The 22,681-nt window shown below is 64.9% G+C and carries 17 protein-coding genes; 7 read left to right on the forward strand and 10 right to left on the reverse strand.

Annotation, left to right across the window (positions count from 1 at the left end; genetic code table 11):
• Positions 1–17: 17 nt before the first annotated feature.
• Complete coding sequence (locus BDOA9_RS03335) at positions 18–1,334, reverse strand: mechanosensitive ion channel family protein (RefSeq protein ID WP_025032535.1); 1,317 nt, start codon at positions 1,332–1,334, stop codon at positions 18–20.
• Positions 1,335–1,542: 208 nt separating this feature from the next.
• Here BDOA9_RS03335 and BDOA9_RS03340 point away from each other — a divergent pair, with 208 nt between their 5' ends.
• Positions 1,543–3,336, forward strand: a complete 1,794-nt coding sequence (locus BDOA9_RS03340; protein ID WP_025032536.1) for a potassium/proton antiporter — start codon at positions 1,543–1,545, stop codon at positions 3,334–3,336.
• A 112-nt stretch (positions 3,337–3,448) separates the two neighbouring features.
• On the opposite strand, the gene modC is transcribed toward BDOA9_RS03340, so the two are convergent.
• The 4 genes from modC to mepA all read right to left on the reverse strand — a co-directional run bounded on the left by modC (position 3,449) and on the right by mepA (position 6,793).
• Entirely contained in the window at positions 3,449–4,111 is a 663-nt protein-coding gene (modC, locus tag BDOA9_RS03345) for a molybdenum ABC transporter ATP-binding protein (RefSeq protein WP_025032537.1), read from the reverse strand.
• A gap of 2 nt (positions 4,112–4,113) precedes the next feature.
• Positions 4,114–4,809, reverse strand: coding sequence for a molybdate ABC transporter permease subunit (modB, locus tag BDOA9_RS03350; protein ID WP_025032538.1), 696 nt, complete (start codon positions 4,807–4,809; stop codon positions 4,114–4,116).
• A gap of 13 nt (positions 4,810–4,822) precedes the next feature.
• Positions 4,823–5,608 carry a molybdate ABC transporter substrate-binding protein gene (modA, locus tag BDOA9_RS03355; protein WP_025032539.1) on the reverse strand — a complete coding sequence of 262 codons (786 nt, stop codon included), beginning with the start codon at positions 5,606–5,608 and terminating at the stop codon, positions 4,823–4,825.
• Between the two features lie 240 nt (positions 5,609–5,848).
• Positions 5,849–6,793 carry a penicillin-insensitive murein endopeptidase gene (gene mepA, locus BDOA9_RS03360; RefSeq protein ID WP_025032540.1) on the reverse strand — a complete coding sequence of 315 codons (945 nt, stop codon included), beginning with the start codon at positions 6,791–6,793 and terminating at the stop codon, positions 5,849–5,851.
• A 458-nt stretch (positions 6,794–7,251) separates the two neighbouring features.
• Between mepA and BDOA9_RS03365 the strand changes: the two genes are divergently transcribed.
• Both BDOA9_RS03365 and BDOA9_RS03370 read left to right on the forward strand, forming a co-directional pair.
• On the forward strand, positions 7,252–9,417 hold the full coding sequence (locus BDOA9_RS03365; protein WP_025032541.1) for an EAL domain-containing protein: 2,166 nt from the start codon (positions 7,252–7,254) through the stop codon (positions 9,415–9,417).
• 173 nt (positions 9,418–9,590) lie between these two features.
• Entirely contained in the window at positions 9,591–10,724 is a 1,134-nt protein-coding gene (locus BDOA9_RS03370; RefSeq protein ID WP_042335459.1) for an OpgC family protein, read from the forward strand.
• A gap of 31 nt (positions 10,725–10,755) precedes the next feature.
• On the opposite strand, the gene BDOA9_RS03375 is transcribed toward BDOA9_RS03370, so the two are convergent.
• Positions 10,756–11,736: an ABC transporter substrate-binding protein gene (locus BDOA9_RS03375; protein WP_025032543.1), complete on the reverse strand. Its 981-nt coding sequence runs from the start codon at positions 11,734–11,736 to the stop codon at positions 10,756–10,758.
• 72 nt (positions 11,737–11,808) lie between these two features.
• Positions 11,809–13,026, reverse strand: coding sequence for an MFS transporter (locus tag BDOA9_RS03380; RefSeq protein ID WP_025032544.1), 1,218 nt, complete (start codon positions 13,024–13,026; stop codon positions 11,809–11,811).
• A gap of 194 nt (positions 13,027–13,220) precedes the next feature.
• Here BDOA9_RS03380 and BDOA9_RS03385 point away from each other — a divergent pair, with 194 nt between their 5' ends.
• Complete coding sequence (locus tag BDOA9_RS03385) at positions 13,221–14,522, forward strand: serine hydrolase domain-containing protein (RefSeq protein ID WP_025032545.1); 1,302 nt, start codon at positions 13,221–13,223, stop codon at positions 14,520–14,522.
• Between the two features lie 143 nt (positions 14,523–14,665).
• A complete protein-coding gene (locus BDOA9_RS03390) occupies positions 14,666–15,628 on the forward strand; it encodes a tetratricopeptide repeat-containing protein (RefSeq protein WP_025032546.1) in 963 nt (320 codons plus the stop codon).
• 168 nt (positions 15,629–15,796) lie between these two features.
• Here BDOA9_RS03390 and BDOA9_RS03395 read toward each other — a convergent pair whose 3' ends face one another.
• A complete protein-coding gene (locus BDOA9_RS03395; protein WP_025032547.1) occupies positions 15,797–16,765 on the reverse strand; it encodes a helix-turn-helix transcriptional regulator in 969 nt (322 codons plus the stop codon).
• Between the two features lie 170 nt (positions 16,766–16,935).
• On the opposite strand from BDOA9_RS03395, the gene BDOA9_RS03400 reads away from it, so the two are divergent.
• Complete coding sequence (locus tag BDOA9_RS03400; protein ID WP_025032548.1) at positions 16,936–17,355, forward strand: cupin domain-containing protein; 420 nt, start codon at positions 16,936–16,938, stop codon at positions 17,353–17,355.
• Between the two features lie 193 nt (positions 17,356–17,548).
• Here the strand turns inward: BDOA9_RS03400 and BDOA9_RS03405 are convergent, their stop codons facing one another.
• Together BDOA9_RS03405 and lepA are read right to left on the reverse strand one after the other, a co-directional pair.
• Positions 17,549–18,538, reverse strand: a complete 990-nt coding sequence (locus tag BDOA9_RS03405; RefSeq protein WP_025032549.1) for an ABC transporter substrate-binding protein — start codon at positions 18,536–18,538, stop codon at positions 17,549–17,551.
• A gap of 556 nt (positions 18,539–19,094) precedes the next feature.
• Entirely contained in the window at positions 19,095–20,906 is a 1,812-nt protein-coding gene (gene lepA / locus BDOA9_RS03410) for a translation elongation factor 4 (RefSeq protein ID WP_025032550.1), read from the reverse strand.
• A gap of 125 nt (positions 20,907–21,031) precedes the next feature.
• On the opposite strand from lepA, the gene BDOA9_RS03415 reads away from it, so the two are divergent.
• Positions 21,032–22,657 (forward strand): glycosyltransferase family 39 protein, encoded by a 1,626-nt coding sequence (locus tag BDOA9_RS03415; protein WP_025032551.1) that lies wholly within the window; start codon positions 21,032–21,034, stop codon positions 22,655–22,657.
• Positions 22,658–22,681: the final 24 nt, after the last annotated feature.

Here is a 22,681-nt window from a genome sequence, read left to right on the forward strand (position 1 = left end):
TTACGCCCGAAAGCGCCCTAATTCGGGACTTCTACGGAGGTTTCCACCGGCAGGGCGCCGCCGCGGATGCGGATTTCGCGGACGGGATAGGGAACCCGGATGCCTTCGCGCTTGAAGGCGTCCCACAGCTCCAGCATCACGTCGCTCTTGACCTTGTCCATGCCGTCGGGGTCGGCGATCCAGAAGGTCAGCGAGAACTTCATCCCGGCTTCCGCGAACTCGGTCAGGAGACAGGTCGGCGGCTTGCCCTTCTGCGCGCGCGGATGGGCGGCGGCGGTCTCGGCGGCGAGCGTGCAGACCAATTTCGGGTCGGCGTCGTAATTGGTGCCGAAGGCGATCTTCACCAGCGTGTTCTTGTCGGTATAGGTCCAGTTGACGACCTTCTGCGTCACCAGATCCTCGTTCGGCACCAGGAATTCGCGCCCGTCGCCGGCAGCGACGGAAATATAGCGCGTCTTCATCGCGCTGATGCGGCCGGTATTGTCGCCGATGGTGACGAGGTCGCCGGGCTTCACCGATTTGTCGGCGAGCAGGATGATGCCCGAGATGAAATTGGCGACGATCTTCTGCAGGCCGATACCGATGCCGACGCCGACCGCGCCGGAGAACACCGCGAGCGCCGACAGGTCGATCCCGACCGCGCCGAGCGCGATCACGATCGCGACCGTCAGCAGCCCGATGCGGATGATCTTGACCAGCAGCACCTGCACCGAGGGCGTCAGGTCGGTGGTCGAGTTGATCCGGCTCTCGGCGAAATTGCTGGCGATGTTGGTGAGCCAGAGCGCAATCAGCAGCAGCGCGCCGGCCTTGATCGCCAGGAGCGGGGTTAGCCTGAGGCCGCCGAACACGATCGCGAAGGAATCCAGCAGGTCGACCGTCGCATCGAGCTGGCCGACGATGGAGAGCGCGGCGACGAACCATGCCGTGATCGACACCAGCCTGACGATGAAGGCGTTGCGCAGCACCGAGGTCACGAGCCGGATCACGAGCCAGGCGAACCCCAGCTTGGCTGCGACCATCAGGAGATAGGAGCGGCTCGGCCAGGTCGCGTGATACATCACCACGCGCGAGACGATCACGAGCAGCGTGAACACCGCCGTCGAGGCGCTGGCGACCATGACCCGGACGAAGTGCCGGAGCGGCAGCGGCCAGCGCATCGCCAGCGAGGTCAGGTCGACACGGCTGCGAATGGCGGCCTCCGCGGCATAGGCGATGCCGGCGGCGGCCAGGATGAGGCCGAACTGCAGGTAGAACCAGGGTGAGGAGAATTCCGCCCCGACGCTGCGTGCGGTGGTCTGCACGAACTCCATGAAGTCTTTGAGGTCCATGTCCATCGGGTCTCGTCGGCAAGCGGGGAGGAATTGATTCGGGGGCGCCGGACAATCCCACAAGGGGCGCGGCCGGGCCATCGATACACCGTGAAATGATGCGCGTTAAGGCCGTAAAATGCGAGCAGATTGCCGCGAAGTGCGAAAATGGGTTGGCGCGCGAGTCCACCGACGATAAGGATGAAATTCCAGCGATTTTTTACCCGGAAGGTGGATGGCCTCCCTCGACTCCGTCAGTCTCGCCATATTGCTCGGCGCCGTCCTCGTCATGGCCGGCATCCTCTCCAGCCTGCTGGCGCTGCGCTTCGGCGCGCCGCTGCTGCTCGTCTTTCTTGTCATCGGCATGCTCGCCGGCGATTCCGGCCCCGGCCAGCTCCAGTTCGACGACGTCCGCACCACCTATCTGGTCGGCTCGGTCGCTCTTGCCCTGATCCTGTTCGACGGCGGCCTCAGGACCCGCTTCGCCAGCATCCGCACCGTGCTCGCGCCCTCCGTGGTGCTCGCCACGATCGGCGTGCTGCTGACGGCGCTGATCACGGCGCCGTTCGCCAAATACGCGCTCGATCTCAACTGGTCGGAATCCCTGCTGGTCGGCGCCGTGGTGGCCTCGACCGACGCCGCCGCGGTGTTCCTGCTGGTGCACACCCAGGGCCTGCGCCTGCGTCCGCGTGTCGGCGCGACGCTGGAGGCGGAGTCCGGCACGAACGACCCGTTCGCGATCTTCCTCACCCTGATGCTGGTCGAATACATCTCGCTGGGATCGAGCTCGCCCGGCCATGTGCTGATGGAGTTCATCCAGGAGGCGGTGCTGGGTGCCGTCGTCGGAATCATCGGCGGCCGGCTGGTCGTCCTCGCGCTCAACCAGGTCGCGCTGCCGCAGGGCCTGCATGCGCCGTTCGTCACCACGGGTGCGCTCGTCATCTTCGGCGGCTCGCAGATCATGCACGCCTCCGGCTTCCTCGCCGTCTATCTCGCCGGCATCATCATCGGCAATCGGCCGACGCGTGCGCATAATTCGGTGGTGGCCTTCCTGGACGCCGCGACCTGGCTGGCGCAGATCGTGATGTTCGTGCTGCTCGGCCTCCTGGTGTCGCCGAGCCGGCTCGGTGCCAGCATAGTGCCGGCGATCGCCGTCGCGCTGGTCCTGATGCTGATCGCGCGGCCGATCGCGGTGTTCGTGTGCCTCGCGCCGTTCCGCTTCAACTGGCGCGAGAAGATCTTCATCGCCTGGACCGGCCTGCGCGGCGCGGTCGCGATCTTCCTGGCCTCGATCCCGATGCTGGTCGGCCTGTCCAAGGCCTACCTCTATTTCGACGTGGCCTTCGTCGTCGTCATCATTTCGCTGCTGCTGCAGGGCTGGACCCTGGCGCCGGCCGCGCGCAAGCTGCACGTGGCGCTGCCGCGCGCCGAGCGCGGCCCGCGCCGCGTCGAGCTCGATCTGCCCGGCCAGCTCGAGCAGCAGCTGGTCGGCTATCCGGTGCGGCCCAAGAGCCTGTATTTCCGCCGCGGCCTGATCCCGTCCTGGTCCAAGCCGACGCTCGTCATCCGCAACGAGAACATCCTGACGCCGGCGGAAGCCGATCCGATTGCGCCGGGCGATTACATCTATCTGCTGGCCCCGCCGGAAAAGGCCGAGTCGCTCGACCGCTTCTTCGTCGACATGCAGCCGAGCACGGCGCCCGATCCGCATCTGCTCGGCGACTTCATGGTCTCCGGCGAGCACACGCTCGCCGAGCTCGCCGAGATCTACGGCGTGAGGGTGAGCGAGGAAGCGAGCAAGCTGACCCTGGCCGACTATTTCGACGTCCATCTCGACCACGCGCCGAAAGAGGGCGCCGAGCTGCCGCTGGACGAGATCGTCCTGGTCGCACGCAGCATCTCCGGCGGCCGCGTCAACGTCGTCGGCCTGCGCCTTCCGGAAGACGACGAGACCCCGCCGCCGCTGACACGCACCCAGGCGCTGCGGAAGAAGCTCGCGGATATGTGGACGTCGGTGGCGGGAGTTTAGGTGTCTCCTCGTCATTGCGAGCGAAGCGAAGAAATCCAGGCTGCCGCAGCAGGGACAGTCTGGATTGCTTCGTCGCAAGGGCTCCTCGCAATGACTAAGAGAGAGCCTGCCCTCACGTCAGCACCTTCACCCCGCCGAGACTCGTCACCCGCCCCTGCTTCAGCATCACGATCTGCGTCGCGAGCTGGCGCAGCTCGGCGACGTCGTGGCTGACATAGACCATCGGCACGTTGGCCTCGTCGCGCAGCCGCACCAGGTAGGGCAGGATCTCGAGCTTGCGGCCCTCGTCGAGCGCGCCGAGCGGCTCGTCGAGCAGCAGCAGGCGCGGCTTCGACAGCAGCGCGCGGCCGAGCGCGACGCGCTGGCGCTCGCCGCCGGACAGTTTCCCGGGGCGGCGATCAACCAGCGCGCCGATGTCGAGCAAATCGATGATGCGCTTGTGCTGCGCCGGATCGGGCGCAAGTCCGTTCATCCGCCGCCCGTAATCGAGGTTCTGCGCCACGCTGAGATGCGGAAAGAGCCGCGCATCCTGGAACACGTAGCCGATGCGGCGGCGGTAAGTGGGCACGTGAATGCCGGCCGCGGTGTCGTCGACGGTCTCGCCGTCGATCGCGATGGTGCCGCGATCGGGCCGCAGCAGGCCGGCGATCATGTTGACCAGCGAGCTCTTGCCGGCGCCCGAGGCGCCGAACAGGCCGATGACGCGCCCCTCGCTGCTGAAGGATGCGGACAGCGAGAATTCGCCGAGCTGTTTTTCGACGTCGACGCGCAGCATGGTCAATTCCCGTGCAGCCGCTGCGTGGCGCGGCGGGCGAACCATTCGGCCGCGATCAGCGCGCCGATCGCGAGCGCGATCGAGACGATCACGAGCCGGCCTGCCGCGGCGTCGCCGTCCGGGGTCTGGATCAGCGAATAGATCGCGGACGAAATCGTCTGGGTCTCTCCTGGAATGTTGGAGACGAAGGTGATGGTGGCGCCGAACTCGCCGATCGCCTTGGCAAAGCCGAGCACCATGCCGGCGAGCACGCCGGGCAGCGCCAGCGGCAGCGTCACCGTGAAGAACACCTTCCACGGCGCTGCGCCGAGCGTCTCGGCGGCCTGCTCGAGCCGGCGGTCGATCGCCTCGATCGACAGCCGTATCGGCCGGACCAGCAGCGGAAACGACATCACACCGCAGGCCAGCGCCGCGCCGGTCCAGCGAAAGGAAAAGACAATGCCGAGATGGTCGGCGAGGAAGCCGCCGACGAGGCCGCGGCGGCCGAACGTGAGCAGCAGCAGATAGCCCGTGACGACGGGCGGCAGAACCAGCGGCAGGTGAACGAGGGCGTCGAGCAGGGACTTGCCCCAGAAGTCACGCCGCGCCAGCAGCCACGCCAGCGCGATGCCGAATGGCGTCGCCACCAGCGTTGCGATGATGGCGACCCTGAGCGAGAGCAGGATCGCCGTCCATTCGGCAGGAGAGATGTCGGACATCAGCTCGAGGCTATCAGGTCGTGGGACTGATCAGGAACTTGAAGCCGTATTTTTCCAGAATGGTCTTGGCCGCCGTCGAGCGCAGGAAGGCGAGATAGTCGTTCGCCTCCGGCTTGGCGGTTGTGGTCGCCGCGACCGGATAGATGATCGCAGGATGCGAATCCGCCGGGAAGGTGCCGACGATCTTCACGCCCGGCTCGACCTTGGCGTCGGTGGAATAGACGATGCCGAGCACGGCCTCGCCGCGGGCGACCAGCGTCAGCGCCGCGCGCACGCTCTCGGCCATGGCGAATTTCGGCTCCGCGGCCTGCCAGGCGCCGAGCTTCTCGAGCGCGGCCTTGGCATATTTGCCTGCTGGCACGGACTTGACGTCGCCAGCCGCGATCCTGCCGTCGCCGGCGAGCTTGGCGAGGTCGAAGCCTTGCGCGATGTGGACGTTGTCGATCTTGGCGTCTTTCGGCGCGATCAGCACGATGCTGTTGCCGAGCAGATTGACCCGGGTCGATTCGTTGATGGTCTTCTTGGAGATCGCGTAATCCATCCAGTCGGTGTCGGCCGAGACGAACACGTCGGCCGGCGCGCCCTGCTCGATCTGCTTGGCCAGCACCGAGCTTGCGGCATAGCTGACGCTGAACTTGACGCCGGTCCTGGCGGTGTAGGCGGCATCGATCTCGTCCAGCGCGTTCTTCATCGAGGCCGCGGCGAACACCGTGATGGTCTTGTCCTCGGCCGCGGCGGGCGCGAGGGCCGTGCTTGCGAGAATGACGAAGGCGGTGAAAAGTCCTGAGAGACGAAACATTGGGATGCGCTCCGTGCGGGCTCGCGCGCACAAGGTGCACGCGCAAAATCTGGCGTTGGGTTGGTCAGATGCGACGGGCGGACGCGCTGTTCCACGGCGCCACGGTGGCTTACGGCCAGCGGGGATATCGCAGTGCAAACATAGCAGGCTGCGGTCGCAGGTCAAAGGGTGGCCGAGTTCGTCATCCCGGGCTCGCTTCGCGCCCCGGGACGACGGCGCTGGCTTCCGAGGCAGCGAACCTTACGGCTTCGCGTCGCCTGCATGCAGCACCGCCTTGCAGGCTGCCGGCATCTGCGCCAGCGTCATCGGCGGCTTCGGCTTGGGCGGCTCGGGCGGCGGCTTGGGGTGCAGCACCGCGTCGGAGAACCAGTAGGCCAGATCGGCGGGCTTGCAGCCTTCGTCCTCGGCCTGTGACGGCTGGCCCTCGCAGTCGCCGGCCCCCGCCGGGCAGCGCATGCGAATGTGGAAGTGGTAATCGTGGCCCCACCAGGGTCGGATCTTCGACAGCCATGCGCGATCGCCCTTGGCCTCGCGGCACAGCGCCTTCTTGATCGCGGCGTTGACGAAGATGCGCTGCACGGCGGGCTCCCGCGCCGCGTCGCGCAGCACCAGCACGTGGCCTGGTGTGAACACCTTGGGGTCGATGTCGAGCCGGTCCTGGCGTACCATCATCACCGCCGACATCTCCTCGCGCTCCTCGCGCGAGAGCCGGCGGTCCGGCATCGGCGTCAGCCAGATGTCGGCATCGAGACCGATCTGGTGGCTGGCATGGCCCGACAGCGCCGGCCCGCCGCGCGGCTGGGCGATGTCGCCGACCAGGAGGCCGGGCCAGCCGGCGTCCCTGTGCGCTTTCGTGGCGAGCCGCTTGATCAGCGCGATCATGTCGGGATGACCGTAGCTGCGATTCCGCGACAGCCGCATCACCTGCCAATGATCGCCGTTGACAGGCATCTGCTCCGCGCCGCCGAGGCAGCCCTTGGTGTAGGAGCCGATGACATGGGCCGGCCCCTTCGACGGCAGCAGCTTTCGCGCGAACAGTTCCTTGGCGGCGAGACCGGGGTCGTTGGGATTGGCGAGCGGCGGCAGCGGCTTCGGGGTGATGCTGCCCTTGTCCTGGGCCAGCGCGGCACCGGCGCCCAGGCAGACGAACGACAGCAGAAGGAGGGTGATGCCGCGGCGACTCATTGCAGACGCTCTTATAGCCCAAGGCCGCACCAGGGTTAAGAACGAGGCGAGCAGCGCGCCGCCGGCTCGTCATGGCTCGCCCAAATCGCCTCTCGGCCCGCCGTTTCTTAACGCTGCAATAACCGTATCCTGCATTGACCAAAATTCGTGCGCGGCGCGGGGAAATTCCGCGGCCCGCATGCTTATTGCGCACGATTTCGGAACCGATTCAGGCGCGCGCGCAATTTTGCGCCAGATCGCTCATTGATTGCAGCTCCGTACGCAGCCTGATGGCGCTCGCAGCGCCGCCCAAACGGGCAGCGAGCGCCGCCGCGCGCGGACCGCGGCCGGGCAAGATTACTTTTTTTTCAGACACTTGCCTCAAGACTTCCCGACCAACGACTTGCGGCCGCTGGCCGCGACTGGGACGAGTGAAGTTGAGTTTGGGGTCTCGAAAAGCAAGAAAGCGAAAGCACAGCGTGCTTGCCGGTGCCGGCCGGAAGGCGCGCAAGCCGCGTTTCGCGCGCGCCTCGGGCGATCTTTCCGAACGCGATGAAGTCCTGCGCAGCCGCGCCGAGGCGGAAGCTGCGATCGCGGAGGCGCGCAAGTCGCATGAGCGCCTGCGCCAGGCGATCGACATCCTGCCGCAGGGCATCGTGTTTCTCGATGCCGAAGGCCGCTACGTCCTCTGGAACAAGAAATACGCCGAGATCTACAGCAAGACTGCCGATCTGTTCGAGGAAGGCGCACGCCTCGAGGACACGCTGCGCATCGGCGTCGCCCGCGGCGACTATCCCGAGGCCGTCGGCAACGAGGACGCCTGGATCGCCGAGCGCCTGCAAAAGCTCTATCAGCCCGGCGCGCGCCACGAGCAGAAGCTGTCGGACGGCCGCGTCATCCTGATCGACGAGCGCTTGACCGACGACGGCGGCGTCGTCGGCCTGCGCGTCGACATCACCGAGCTCAAGCAGCGCGAGGCCTCGTTCCGCCTGCTGTTCGACGGCAATCCCGTGCCCATGATCGTCTGCGCACTGGACGACGAATGCATCCTCGGCGTCAACGATGCCGCGGTCGCGCATTATGGCTACAGCCGGGCCGAGTTCGAGCGATTGAAGATCCGCTCCCTGCAGGCCTTCGACAGCGAGCCGCCCTGGACCGTCGGTGCAACCGGCGAGGAGCAGGCCGGCCGCACCTGGAAGCACGTCAAGGCCGACGGTGCGCTGATCGACCTGGCGATCTATTCCCGCGAGCTGACCTATGCCGAGCGGCCCGCCGTGCTGCTCGCGCTGATGGACATCACCGAGCGCAAGCGCGCCGAGGCGCGGCTCGCCTTCATGGCCCAGCACGACACCCTGACCGGCCTGCCCAATCGCAGCCTGCTGCGGCAGCAGGTGGACGAGATGCTGCTGCACACGCGGCGCAGCGCCGAGAAGGTCGCGCTGCTGATGCTGGGGCTCGACAATTTCAAGGCGGTCAACGACACGCTGGGGCACGCGGTCGGCGACAAGCTCCTGCGCGGCGTCGCCAAGCGGCTGCGCTCCACCTTGCGGGAAGAGGACGCGCTGGCGCGGCTCAATTCCGACGAATTCGCGATCGTGCAAAGCGGGCTGGCGCGTCCCGAGGACGCCGTGATGCTGGCCAAGCGGCTCCTGGCGGCCATTGCCGATCCCTATCTGCTCGACGGCCATTCCGTGGTGATCGGCGCCTCGATCGGCATCGCGATGACCCCTAGCGACGGCGACGATTCCGAAAAGCTGCTCAAGAGCGCCGACATGGCGCTGTCGCGCGCCAAGCTGGATGCACGCGGCAGCTTCGCCTTCTTCGAGGCTGCGCTCGATGCGAAGGCGCAGAGCCGACGCAAGATCGAGGTCGAGCTGCGCGACGCGATCCAGAACGACGTGCTGCGCCCTTACTACCAGCCGCTGATCGACCTCCATAGCGGCCGCATCACCGGCTTCGAGGCGCTGGTGCGCTGGCCGCATGCCGAGCGCGGCATGGTGTCGCCGGCCGAGTTCATTCCGGTCGCCGAGGACACCGGCCTGATCAACCCGCTCGGCGGGCTGATGCTGCGCCGGGCCTGCCTCGATGCCGCGGCCTGGCCGGACGACGTCCGCGTCGCCGTCAACCTGTCGCCGCTCCAATTCCGCAGCGGCAATCTGCTCTCGATGGTGACGGACGCCCTGAAGCATTCCGGCCTGCCGCCGCGCCGGCTCGAGCTCGAGATCACCGAGACGCTGCTGCTGGAGAAGAGCGCGCAGGTGCTGGCGACCCTGCATGCGCTGCGCGCGCTCGGGGTGCGCATCTCGATGGACGATTTCGGCACCGGCTATTCCAGCCTCAGCTATTTGCGCAGCTTTCCGTTCGACAAGATCAAGATCGACCAGTCCTTCGTGCGCGATCTCGGCGCCAACCGCGAGGCCCAGGCGATCATCCGCTCGATCGTCAGCCTCGGCAAGGGCTTGGGAGTCACCATCACCGCCGAGGGCGTCGAGACCGAAGCCGAGCTCAGCTGTCTGCGCACCGAAGGCTGCCATGAGGGCCAGGGCTTCCTGTTCAGCAAGGCCCGCCCGCATGCGGAGATCGTCAGCCTGCTGGCCGCCCAGCGCGGCATCGACGGCGGCGAGGACGCCGCGCTGGTGGCGTGACCGATCGCTTCCTCGATATGCAGGAACGCACCGCTCCCTCGGCCCACCTCTCTCGCCTTGCCCGGGGTCTTTGATGTGCCTCAACAAGGCTGCCAAAGTCGGGGGCAACATGATGGCGCGACCATGGTGCGGGGCCGACGGCAGGCTCGGATCGGGAGAGGCAGCGCGCAGGCGTGACATCGATTGCGACCACACCGCCGGCGATGACGAAGCGCGATCTTCGGATCGACCTCTTTCGCGGCCTGTCGCTCTGGTGGATCTACGTCAATCACATCCCGGAAACCTATCTCAACAGGTTCACGCCCAAGAACTTCGGCTTCAGCGATGCGGCGGAGATTCTCGTCTTCCTGTCGGGCCTGGCGTCCGGCATCGTCTATGGCGACCTGTTGCGCCGGTCCGGCTTTGCGGTCGCGGGCTTGCGCATGCTGCGCCGTTCGTTCGAGATCTACATCGCGCAGATTCTGACGGTCGTGCTGCTGCTGGCGGAAGTGTCGTACATCGCGGCCTGGCAGCACGGCGTGTTCGACCACGCCAACCTGGCCATCCTGCTGCAACGGCCCGCCGAAACACTGCTTCAGGTGGCATCGTTGCGGTATTCACCCGTCAATCTCGATCCTCTGCTGTTGATGGTCATCCTGCATTTCGCGCTCATCGTCGTCGTGCCGTTGACGATAGGCGCCTGGCCGCTGGCCCTGACCGGATCCGTCGCTCTCTATGTTCTCGCCCATCTGTTCGACTGGTACATCCCGGCCTATCCCAGGGGACAGCTCTATTTCAATCCGCTGAACTGGCAACTGCTGTTCGTGATCGGCATCTGGTGGGGCGCAAACCGCGGCGACTGGCAATTGGCCATCCTCGAGTCCCGGCCGCTTGCCGTTCTGGCGGCGGCCTATGTGCTGTTCTCCTTCGTCATCACCCTGGGCTGGCAGATCCACGCCATCGAAGACTACGTGCCGGGATGGCTGTCGCGGCTGATCTATCCGGTCGACAAGACCAATCTCGACGTCCTGCGCCTGTTGCATTTCGCCGCGCTGGCGCTGCTGTGCTGGCGCCTGCTTCCGAGCAATGCCGACATCCTGAAAGCGAGATGGTTGCTGCCGCTGATACGATGCGGCGAATATTCGCTGGCGGTCTACTGCGCCAGCGTCCTGCTGTCCTTTGCGGTTCATGCCGTCCTCAGCATGGGCTGGAGCGGCCTGGCGGCGCAGACGCTGCTCACTCTGCTAGGGCTCGTCCTGATGAGCGCCCTGGCGATATCGCTCGCCGCGATCGATCGCGGCGTCTTCCCTGGCCTCCGGCCGCTGTAACGGGACTACGAATGCGCTCGGAACGACCCGATCACTCGATCACCTCGTCGGTCAGCACGAGAATGGTGGACGGGATCGTCACGCCGAGCGCACGCGCGGTCTTGAGATTGACGGCCAGCTCGAATTTGGTCGGCAGCTGGATGGGCATGTTTGCCGGCTTTTGCCCCTTCAGGATCAGGTCGACATAGCCCGCAGCACGGCGAAACAGGTCGCCGATGTCGGCGCCATAGCTGATCAGCGCCCCGGCATGCGCGAATTCCCTCTGCTGACCGATGACGGCAATCTTCATGTCGATGCCGATCCGGCAGATTGCGTCCTGCATCGCGGCCGTCATGTAGTCGCGAATGACGATCACGGCGTTGCCGCCGGCGGCCGCAAGCACGTTGAATTGCTCGGCAACCGCGGCCGGCGATGCGCTCGTCAGTCCGAGGCGCACCGGCTCCAGCCCGGCGCGTCGCGCTTCCTCGATGGTCTGCGCGCCCCAGGCGCTGAAGGTCGGGTCCGTCGCATTGTTCAACACGCCGATCCGCTTCAGCGAAGGCAGGATCTCCCGGATCATCTCGATGCGCTTGGCCGACATCTCCTCGCCGAACGCCGCGAAGCCGGTGAGACTGCCGCCCGGCCGGGCAAGACTCTGAAACAATTCAGGGTCGCTTTGCACCGCAGGCAGCGCCACGGCGACGACCGGAATGTTGGTTTTCCTGACGATCGCGCGTGCTGCGGCGGGGCCAGGCGACAGCAGGACGTCCACTTGTCTGGCCACGAGGTCGTCGATCAATGCAAGGCCCCGCGACACATCGCCGGAGGTCGAGTGGGCCTCGATGGCGATGGTGCGGCCCTCCACGTAACCCAGCTCGGCCAGCGCCTTCCGGAACGGAACGAGCACCGCATTGTCGATCTCCGGCGTGGCAAATCCGACGAATCCCACGACCGGAACGCGCCTTTGCGCCGATGCCTCGCGCGCCGATATCGCCGTACTCGCCAGAAAGCCGAGAAACGTCCGTCGCCTCATTTGGCCTCTCTCGATGCAGGAACGGCCCGATCACAAGGCGTTCGGCTGGAACGTTAGATCCGGCAATCGCCGTCACGCCGTCACGCGGCCAAGATCGAGCGATCGCCGTCGGGTCGGGAAGCTCAGTGCGACCGCGACCGCCGCAAGCCCGATCGCGAAGGAGCCGGCGTGCAGCCAGGTGTATTGCTGGAAAGTGTCGAACACGATCCCGCCGGCCCACGGCCCGAGCGCCATGCCGAGGCTGGCGAAGGCCGACACGGCGCCGAACACCGTGCCCATGATGCGCGCGCCGAAGAACTCGCGCACCAGCACCGCATAGAGCGGCATGACCCCGCCATAGGCGAGGCCGAACACGACCGACAACGCGTAGAACTCGCCGAGCTGCGCCACCGCCAGATAGGTCGCGATGCACATCGCCTGCACGAACAGCCCGGCGACGAGGACCGGTTTCGCGCCGATGCGATCGGCCAGCGCGCCCAGCAGCAGGCGCCCGCCGAGGCCCGAGACGCCGGCGACGCCATAGACCGTCACCGCCGTGAGCGGAGCGATGCCGCACACCATCGCATAGGACACCATGTGGAAGATCGGGCCGGAATGCGCCGCGCAGCAGGCGAAATGCGCCGCTGCGAGCGCGACGAATTGCGGCGTGCGCAGCGCCTGCGCCGCACCCATCTCGACCTCCGGCGCCGCGTCCGTCGTCGCGGAGCCCGCGGCTGCCGGCGCCGGACGCACCAGGAAGCAGGCGGGGATCAGGAGCGCCCACGAAGCGATGCCGATCATCAGCATCGCGGGGCGCCAGCCATAGGCGCTGATCAGCCAGCTGGCGGTTGGCGCGATCGTCACCGGCGACACGCCCATGCCCGCGGAGACCAGCGCCACGGCAAGGCTGCGGTTCTTCTCGATCCAGGCGCTCGCGAGCGCCATCGTTGGTGCGTAGAAGCTGCCCACGGCGATGCCGATCAGAACCCCGAAGCAAAGCTGGAATTGCCACAGGCTTGCGGCCTGGCTCGCGGTGACCAGACCCAATCCCAGCAGAACGCTTCCCGAGAGCACCACGATGCGGGTGCCGAACCGGTCCGACAGCGTGCCCCATAGGAATGCGGCCAATCCCATGCAGAGGAAATCCAGCGTCGCGGCCGCCGACACGCCGGCGCGCGACCAGCCCATCGCCTCCGAGATCGGCTGCAAGAACACCGCCAGCGAAAACATCGTGCCGAATCCGACGCAGGTCATCAGCGCACCTGCGGCGACAATGACCCAGCCATAGTCGAAGCGTGACGGCCTGCTCATGCGTTTCCTTCGCGCTGTTGGTCTTGTTGGCGGGGCGCGGGAGGAATGGTGACTTATCTGCAAGGCGAGAGCAAGGCGGGTTGCCACCGCAGGCTGACACGGCCCGTCCGCAATGATAGCATGCCGCGCGTCACCGGCCTGCGATGTTGTTCTCGTGAACCGTCCACCCACGAACGTGCGAGGAGGCAAGTGCGATGAAATGGGGCGCGCTGTTTGGGCGGCGCGGGTGCCGCCGCCTCTTCCTGCCGGTCATGTTCGCCTCCGCGCTCTGGGCACCGCTGGCCTGCGCGCAGGATGTCCGAAGCCCGCCCGCCGCGCCGGGGCCCGTCTTTTCCGATAGCGGCCCCGATGCCGAGCTTTACGGCGCGGCTGAAGGCTATCCGGTCGGCACGCGGGGAGGCGCGCCGGAGCTCAACAAGCTGGTCGGGAGCTACAGCCATTTCGGCGAGATCTATCCCTCGCGGCGGGTCGGTCGCGCGACGGTGCCTTGGCAATTCAAGCGCGCGCCGGAGCCGCAGGTCACCTACAGTTTCGGCACCGAAAAGCTGGGCATCGCGGACTACCTCAAGCGCAACCCGGTCACGGGCCTCCTGATCGCGAGGGACGACACCATCCTCTACGAGCACTATCAATATGCGCGGACCGACCACCACCGCTTCGTCTCGCAATCCATGGCGAAGACGCTGGTCGCCATGCTGGTCGGGATCGCGGTCTCGGAGGGACGGATCAAGTCGATCGACGACGTCGTCGCGACCTATGTCAGCGGCCTTGCAGGCACGGAATATGGCAACACATCCATCCGCGCCTTGTTGAACATGTCGTCGGGCGTCGAATTCTCGGAAGTCTATGACGGGAACGACGACATCGCCCGGCTTGGGCGCGCCCTGTTCAGCGGCCCGCCGAAAGATCCTGCCACTGTCGTCGCGCAGTTCAACACCCGGACCGCGCCGCCAGGCACCAAATTCCACTATGCCAGCATTGAAACCGAGATCCTGGGCCTGGTCCTGCGCGCCGCCACGGGCACGCCGGTGGCCGATTATCTCCACGACCGGATCTGGGACCCCATCGGCACCGAGACGGATGCCTCCTGGGTGATCGACGGCAGCGGGCAGGAGATCGCCTATTGCTGCTTCAACGCAACCTTGCGCGATTATGCGCGCCTCGCCCGGTTGCTCGCCCATGACGGCGCCTGGGACGGCCGTCAATTGATCCCTCGGCAGTGGCTGCTCGATGCCACGACCGTGCGGCCGGCGGATGGCCATCTCGCTCCGCGCGTGGCCACGCGCTATTTCGGCTACGGCTATCAGGTGTGGCTCCTTCCGGATGAGCAGCGCCGATTTGCCCTGCTCGGCATCCGCGGTCAGGTCATCCTGGTCGATCCGGCCTCAAAGCTCGTCATGGTGCACACGGCCGTTCGCCAGAAGCCGTCGGAGCCGGGCGCGCTCCGGGAGCCGCTCGCGTTGTGGTCTGCCGTGCTGCAGCAGCTCGGGCAATGACGAATTGCTGACGCCTGCCAATGGCATATAGCCGCGCTGGCGCGGTCGGTCGCGTCGGAAAGCCGCGGCTGCATTGAACCTGTCCGGCCAACGGGAGCACCAATGGCGCGTAAATCCCGCTGGCCGCGACGAGGGAAGGCGCGATGAGGACCCTGAAAACATCGATCTGCGCTGCAATCACTGCGCTGGCCTTGAGCCTGTCGTTCGGCGCGCCGTCCCATGCCGAAGAGGACGAGGCGGGCACGCTGACCCGGCAGATGAAGCAGCTTTATCGGGCCGGGAAGTACAAGGAAGCGCTGCCTCTGGCCCAGAAGTCGCTGGCCCTTCGCGAGAAGGAGTTCGGCCCTGATGATGCCCACGTCGCAATGCCGCTGAACGACCTCGGCACGATCCATTACAATCTCGGCCAATACGCCGTTGCCGAACCCTTGTACAAGCGCGCGCTGGCCATCCGCGAGAAGACGCTCGGTCCGGATCATTCCGAAGTCGCAATGGTACTGAACAATCTCGGCGATCTCTATCGCGCGGAAGAGCGTTACGCGGAAGCGGAGCCGCTCCTCAAGCGCTCGATCGCCATTAACGAAAAGACGGTCGGCCCCAATGATGCGTCGATCGTGCTGGCGTTGAGCAATCTCGGCGCGGTCTACAGCAATCAGGGCCGGTACGATCAGGCCATACCGCTGTTCAAGCGAGGCCTCGCCGTGCTGCAGAAGGCGCTCGGTCCCGACGATCCCGAGGCCACGGTCCTGATGAACAATTTGGCCGACGCTTATATCAATCGACGTCGCTATGCCGATGCCGAGCGGCTGCTGAAGCGATCGATTGTCGTGACCGAGAAGGCGTTCGGCCCCGATCATCCCGACATCGCGCAGGCACAGAACAATCTGGCTGCGCTGTACGGACGCCAGGGGCGTAACGCCGAAGCCGAGCGCCTGTACAAGCGGTCGGTCGCGGCCATGGAGAAGTCGCTTGGTCCTGACCATCCGGACCTCGCCTTTGTCCTGCAGAATCTCGCTGGTCTCTACAAGGACCAGGGACGCTACGCCGACGCCCAGCAGGTCCTGAAGCGGTCGATGGCCATTCGGGCAAAGACCAATCCGATCTGACTTGCATGCTTCGTCCAAGCGTCTCGACAGCTGCCGATACATCTATGCGTTGGTTCTGCTCGCGGGCTCCGGCGCCGCCGCGGAACGCGGTTCCCCGGCGGACGCCGACGCCGAAAGCAACGCGCAGAGTAAACTGCTTATCGTGCTCCAAAGCGCCACTTGCTCGCGCTAATCGGGCAATCCGCTGCTGTTGTCGTGCGCACGCATGTCCGATGGCGTCATGAGATAACGTCGCTTGAAGCTTCGATTGAAATGCGAAATGTCAGCGAAGCCCGCCTCCAAGGCGATCGCGGTCACCGACCATGTTTTGTATCGTGGGCTGGTCAACATTCTACGAGCAACATCAAGGCGACGTTCGAGCACAAACTCCGAAAACGTCGTTCCGCTCTCCTCGAACAACATTTGAACGTAGCGCGACGATATTCCCTGCCGCTTGGCGATCCGCTCGATGCCCATCGTGACGTTCTGAATAAAGTCGGCCTTGATGGCCTCGAGTCGCGCGGCGCGAACTCCTCGTTGCTTGGCGATTTCCCGCCCGTCGTTCGTCGCGCCGATAGCGAGTGCGATCAGGTCGTAGACGTGAGTGGCCGATAGGCGACCAAGTTGCGGGTCCTTGATCCGGTCGGGCAGATTCATCACGTAGTTTCGCAGCAACGATAACGCCTCGGTATCGCATGGAATGCGGCGTCCGGCCGCCGCTGCGGCGTCGGGAGAAAGAGTCGAGATCGCAGTGAATGGCACGCGCACAGATACATATGTTGCGTCCACGAATTGCAAGCGAGCAGGCTCGCGATAGACGAGAAGGACGCCATCACCGGACTCCGGTACACCTTCCTGGTGTCCTTGCGTCAGTGCCATGTGACCGTTCGTCTTCATCATCAGGCAGACCGTGTCCTCGCCATCGGCGAGCATCGATGCCGGGCGGACAATGCGAGCGGTGAATGAAGTCAGCATTCTCGCGCGACGCAGGCCCGGCGCAAGATGCATCTCCATTTCGACGGTCTGGCCTGGCTCGGCGTCGACCTGGAGCTGGATGGATCTATGGAACAACTCGCGCAATGCCGGCAGGCGCTTCGACGCGGGAAGCTCTCCCGTCGAAAAGCGCAAGGAAGCAAAGCTTCGTTCCTCAGTCTTCATCGGAAAATTCCGGACCCGAGAGGCGCAACAAGTCTGTCTCTCGGCGAGCGTTTTGTCCATACCCCGGCGTCACCCGGACTTCGTCCTGGGCATAGTGCGAGTTCGCGCGTGTCCAAGACAATGAGCTGGATAGCCTCGAATGTTCATCCTGATTGTTCAGGGAGGCGAAAATGCTCAGAATAGCATCCTCAGTTTGCGCCGCGCTTGCCGCTCTGGCCTTGTCGGGACCAGTTGCTGCGCAACAAAGCGCACCAGCCGCAACGAACCAGACGCAGCAAATCAAACGTACTCCGCTGCAACGCTTCGACGTACCGGGGACTACGTATGAGACTGTCATCGGCATTGCGGAGATTGCGCCAAATGTCGGAATTGGCCGCCATACCCATCCCGGTCCCGAGTCGGGCTATTTGCTCGAGGGTGGCTTTGAACTGCTGATCGAGGGTGAACAGCCCCGGCAACTGAAGGCGGGTGATTCCTACGTGGTGCCGCCAAACACGCTTCACGACGCGAAGTCTGGGGCAGCCGGCGCAAGGGTGATCGCGACCTATGTGGTGGAAAAGGGTAAGCCGCTCGCGTCACCTGCGAAATGAAGGGTTTCCCTGCTCGCACCGGTCCCAGCAGTTCAACTGCAATGCGGCCAATAGCGGACGTTTACCAGCCGAACTGAATTGATTGTTCGATCGAGCGGCGACGGCTTGCTTAGCCGGGGCGGCGTGACGATCAAGCGCAAAGGAAATTCAGCAGCAGACAACTGCCTTGAATGCATCGACTTGCATCAGTCGATCATTCTATCACCCCGTCCGCGTGGGCCAGCAATGCAGCAGGAACTTCGATCCCGAGTGTCTTTGCAGTCTTGAGATTGATGAACAGTTCATACTTGGTTGGTTGCTCGACCGGCAGATCGCCGGGCTTGGCGCCCTTGAGGATTTTATCGACGTAATCAGTGGATAGCCGGTTCAAGTCGATGATGTCCGCTCCGTAGGACAGGAGCGCACCGAGTTGAACAAACTCCTTGCCGATGGCAAATAGCGGCAGCCGATGTTCTGCGGCGAGGTCGGCGATGCGCTTGCGCGCAATGAAGAACATCGGGCTGGGAAACAGGAAGACTGCATCGGCACGCGCGCCCGCGAGCGTGGAAAACGCCTCGCCGAGCCCGTCGGGATCCTGGACGGCAATGAGTTGCAAATGAACGCCCACGGTTTTCGATGCTGACTCTGCACCGCTGATCATGCCTTGGGTTGTCGTCTTGCCGTATGCAGCCGGGTGCCAGATCGCTGCTATCCGAGACGCCATCGGCAATGCTTCCTTCAATTGCGCAAGCCGCTTGGGAACAAGCTGCGGGCCGATGAAGGTCAGTCCGGTGATGTTGCCTCCTGGCCGGGCGATGCTGGCGACGAGTCCGTCTTCGACCGGGTCGCCCATGACTGGCACGACAACAGGAATCGACTTGGTCGCTTGCTGCACGGCCCGCGCAGCAAGCGTATTCTGCGCAACGATGAGAGCAGGATTGAGACGGACGAGTTCACTCGCCAGGGCCGGGAGTTGTTCGACCTTTGAATCGGCTGCGCGAAACTCGACGACGATATTCTCTCCGTCGATATAACCGCGTTCGCGCAGTCCCTGATGAAAGGCAGCCATCGACGTGCGGGTTTGCTCGACCGAGCCGGTGGTCAGGAAGCCGATATGGGGGACTTTCTTCGGCTGTTGCGCGCGAGCAAGCGGTGACCAGGCCGTCGCAACACCGATCAGTGCGAGAAATTCGCGTCGCTGCATGACACCTCCTGTGATTGAGGCTCGACCACAATAGCGCGAGCGCCGACCCCAGCCAACAACCACTTGCCCAATGCCCGAGGACGCGATGTCACGAGCAGGCTCCGTCATACGCGCCGGGAACGCTATTGCAGCTCGTGGGATGGGTAGAGCGAAGCGAAACCCATCAAACTCATTCCGCCGATCTGAGTCTGACGAGAAGCAGGAGATAATCCGTCCCCCCCCAGGGCGATGGGTTTCGCAAGAGCTCTACCCATCCTACGGGCTGGCCTGCTGCAGCGCCGAGGCTGCCAGGTATCTTGCGACGGGTGATATTTGCACGGACCATGAAATAACTCCGTGCATGAATGATCGATCCTTGAAAGAATCAGATGGACGATCGTGCTGGCTCATCCGGCCCGCTGCGATGATGCCACCATACCCCTGTTTTGCCCGACGGGTCAAACGGATTTCGGTAAATCGAAAAAGCGTAATGCCGCCAAGGGGCGGCTACTGTGCATGGGGTTGTTTTCGCAGTTTTGTTTGCCGGCCTCGCGACCGCGCCGGCCCGAGCGTCGCCTCAGCTGTCCACCTTCAGCGCGGCAATGAAGGCTTCCTGCGGGATGTCGACCTTGCCGAACTGCCGCATCTTCTTCTTGCCTTCCTTCTGCTTCTCCAGAAGCTTGCGCTTGCGGGTGATGTCGCCGCCGTAGCACTTTGCGGTGACGTCCTTGCGCAGCGCGCGCACCGTCTCGCGCGCGATCACCTTGCCGCCGATCGCCGCCTGGATCGGGATCTGGAACATGTGCGGCGGGATCAGCTCCTTCATCTTCTCGACCATGGCGCGGCCGCGCCCTTCGGCGCGGGTGCGGTGGACCAGCATCGAGAGCGCATCGACCGGCTCGGCATTGACCAGGATCTGCATCTTGACGAGATCGGCCGGCTTGTAGTCGGTGAGGTGATAGTCGAACGAGGCGTAGCCCTTGGAGACCGACTTGAGGCGGTCGTAAAAGTCGAACACCACCTCGTTGAGCGGCAGGTCGTATTTCACCATCGCGCGGGAGCCGACATAGGTGAGCTCCTTCTGCGCGCCGCGGCGGTCCTGGCACAGCTTCAGGACGCTGCCGAGATATTCGTCGGGCGTCATAATCGTCGCCTCGATCCAGGGCTCCTGGATCTCCTCGATCTTGACGACGTCGGGCATGTCGACGGGATTGTGGATCTCGAGCTCGGTGCCGTCGGTGAGCTTCATCTTGTAGATGACGCTCGGCGCGGTCGCGATCAGATTGAGATCGAACTCGCGCGACAGCCGCTCCTGGATGATCTCGAGATGCAACAGGCCGAGGAAGCCGCAACGGAAGCCGAAGCCGAGCGCAGCCGACGTCTCCATCTCGAAGGAGAAGCTGGCGTCGTTGAGGCGCAGCTTGCCCATCGCCGCGCGCAGCGTCTCGAAGTCGTCGGCGTCGACCGGGAACAGGCCGCAGAACACGACGGGGATCGCCGGCTTGAAACCCGGCAGCATCTCGGTAACAGGCTTCCGGTCGTCGGTGATGGTGTCGCCGACGCGGGTGTCGGCGACTTCCTTGATCGCGGCGGTGATGAAGCCGATCTCGCCGGGGCCGAGCTCGTCGACCTGCTGCATTTTCGGCGTGAAGAAGCCGACACGCTCGACATCGTAGGCGGCGCCGGTGCCCATCATGCGCACGCGCTGGCCCTTCTTCATCGTGCCGTCGACGATACGCACCAGCACGACGACGCCGAGATAGACGTCGTACCAGCTGTCGACCAAGAGCGCCTTCAAGGTCGCGTCGCGATCGCCCTTCGGCGGCGGCAGCCGGGTGACGATGGCCTCCAGCACATCGGGCACGCCGAGGCCGGTCTTGGCCGAGATCATCACCGCATCGGAGGCGTCGATGCCGATGACGTCCTCGATCTGCTGCTTGACCTTGTCGGGCTCGGCGGCGGGCAGGTCGACCTTGTTCAGGACCGGAACGATCTCGTGATTGTTGTCGAGCGCCTGGTAGACGTTGGCGAGCGTCTGCGCCTCGACGCCCTGGCTGGCGTCGACCACGAGCAGGGAACCTTCGCACGCCGCCAGCGACCGCGAGACCTCGTAGGCGAAGTCGACATGGCCGGGCGTGTCCATCAGGTTGAAGATGTAATCCTTGCCGTCCTTGGCGCGGTAGGCGAGGCGCACCGTCTGCGCCTTGATGGTGATGCCGCGCTCGCGCTCGATGTCCATGGAATCGAGCACCTGCTCCTTGCCCGCCATCTCGCGGTCGGAGAGGCCGCCGGTCATCTGGATCAGGCGGTCGGCCAGCGTCGATTTTCCATGGTCGATATGGGCGACGATGGAGAAATTGCGGATGTTGGAAATGGGGACGGTCGTCATGGGCGCGGGATACCACTCACATCCCCGTGCGGCAACCATATTGCTGTATTTTCAGGGCCTTTGTTCACGCCAAGCTGATTCCATGAGGGGCCAAAACGCGCTACGCACGGCCCATGTCCAAGCCGATGTCGACAACCTCTCTTCCCTCCTCCAGAAGGCGGGCAAAGGGCCGCTTGAGTTACAACCGCTTCCGGGCCTTCCTGGTTGCCTGCGCGGTGCGCCCCGAGGCGCGCCTGTGGCAGGTGATCCAATTCGCCCTCCTGCACGCGGTGCTGTGGACCTTCATCCTGATCAATCTGAAGGCGGCGCAGGACGTTCACATGGACGTCGCAGAAGCCTGGGGCTGGGGTCAGAAATTCCTCTGGGGCTATGGCAAGCATCCCCCGCTGTCGGGCTGGGTGGCCGGCCTCTGGTTCACGGCGTTCCCGGCGGCGGACTGGGCGACCTATGCGCTGGCGATGGCAACGGTGAGCGCCGGCATGGTGCTCTGCTGGCTGACCGCCTTGCGCGTGGTGGATGCGCGCCGCGCGTTCCTGGCCGTGGTGATGATCGCGCTCTACCCGATCTTCAATTTCAAGGGCTTCAAGTACAACCCGGACCTGCTCCAGCTCGTCACGCTGCCGCTCCTGGTGCTCGCTTATCTCAACGCGTTCGAGAAGCGGACCTGGCAATCCGGAATCCTGCTTGGTCTCGCCGGCGCGCTGGCGCTGATGACCAAATATTGGGTGCTGACCATGATCGGCGCGATCGGCCTTGCCGCGCTGATCCATCCCGAGCGGTTGCGCTTCCTGTCGTCGCCGGCGCCATGGGTCGCGATTGCCACGATGGTGGCGGCGATGGTCCCGCACCTCGTCTGGCTGGCGGATGCGCATTTCGTGCCGCTGACCTATGCCGGCGACACCTACAGCCTGCAGGACAAGAGCCAGGTGCATCAGCTCGTCGCGGGCTATGTGCTGCACAATTTCGCGCTGCTCGCCGTGCCGGTGGCGCTCGCGGCGCTGGCCATGGCGCTGGTGCCGCCCTGGGTGAAATTGCTGCTGCGCGCGCCCTTGCGCATCGTCACGCGCGCCTGGGCGCGCGGCGCCAATGCAGGCGTCAATGTCTCGCAGGCGCTGAACGTCTGGATCATCCAGTCCATCGTCGCCTTCGGCCCGCCGCTCGGCGCGCTGGTGTTCAGCATCTACATGAAGACCGATTGGGGCATCTCGCTGTTCTTCCTGGTCCCGCTCGCGCTGGTCGCGATCCCGACGCTGCGCGTGCAGAGTGCCGCGCTGTTCAACATCGCAGCGATCTGGCTCGTGCTCAGCGCCGCGACGCTGGCGGCCTCGCCCCTCATCGCCGCGCGCGAGATGGCTGCCAATGTCGGCAACACCGCGACCTATGGCGCGCGCTCGGAGCTGGCGCGCAAGCTGACTCAGGAATGGCACATGCGCTTTGCCTCGCGCTGGGCGGTCGTTGCCGGCACCATGGAGTCGATCCAGCCGATGGTGTTCTACAGCCCGGATCACCCCGCCGCGTTCTTGCCGCTCGAGCCCTGGAATTCCGGGCTGACCTCACTCGAGGACATCAAGACTTACGGCTTCATCGGCGTATTCGATCCGACCGACGGCCGCCTGCCTGCATTCGAGAAATGGGTATCCGAGGTTGCGCCGAACGCCGAGCGGATGGTGATGAGCATGCGCCGCTTCACCAACGGCAAGGCCGGCCCGTCGATGAACTGGAACGTCTACATCGTGCCGCCGGGGAAGTGACCGAAGGTCATTCCGGGGCGATGC

Origin of the sequence: Bradyrhizobium sp. DOA9, assembly GCF_000617845.2 — a bacterium.
Lineage (GTDB): Bacteria > Pseudomonadota > Alphaproteobacteria > Rhizobiales > Xanthobacteraceae > Bradyrhizobium.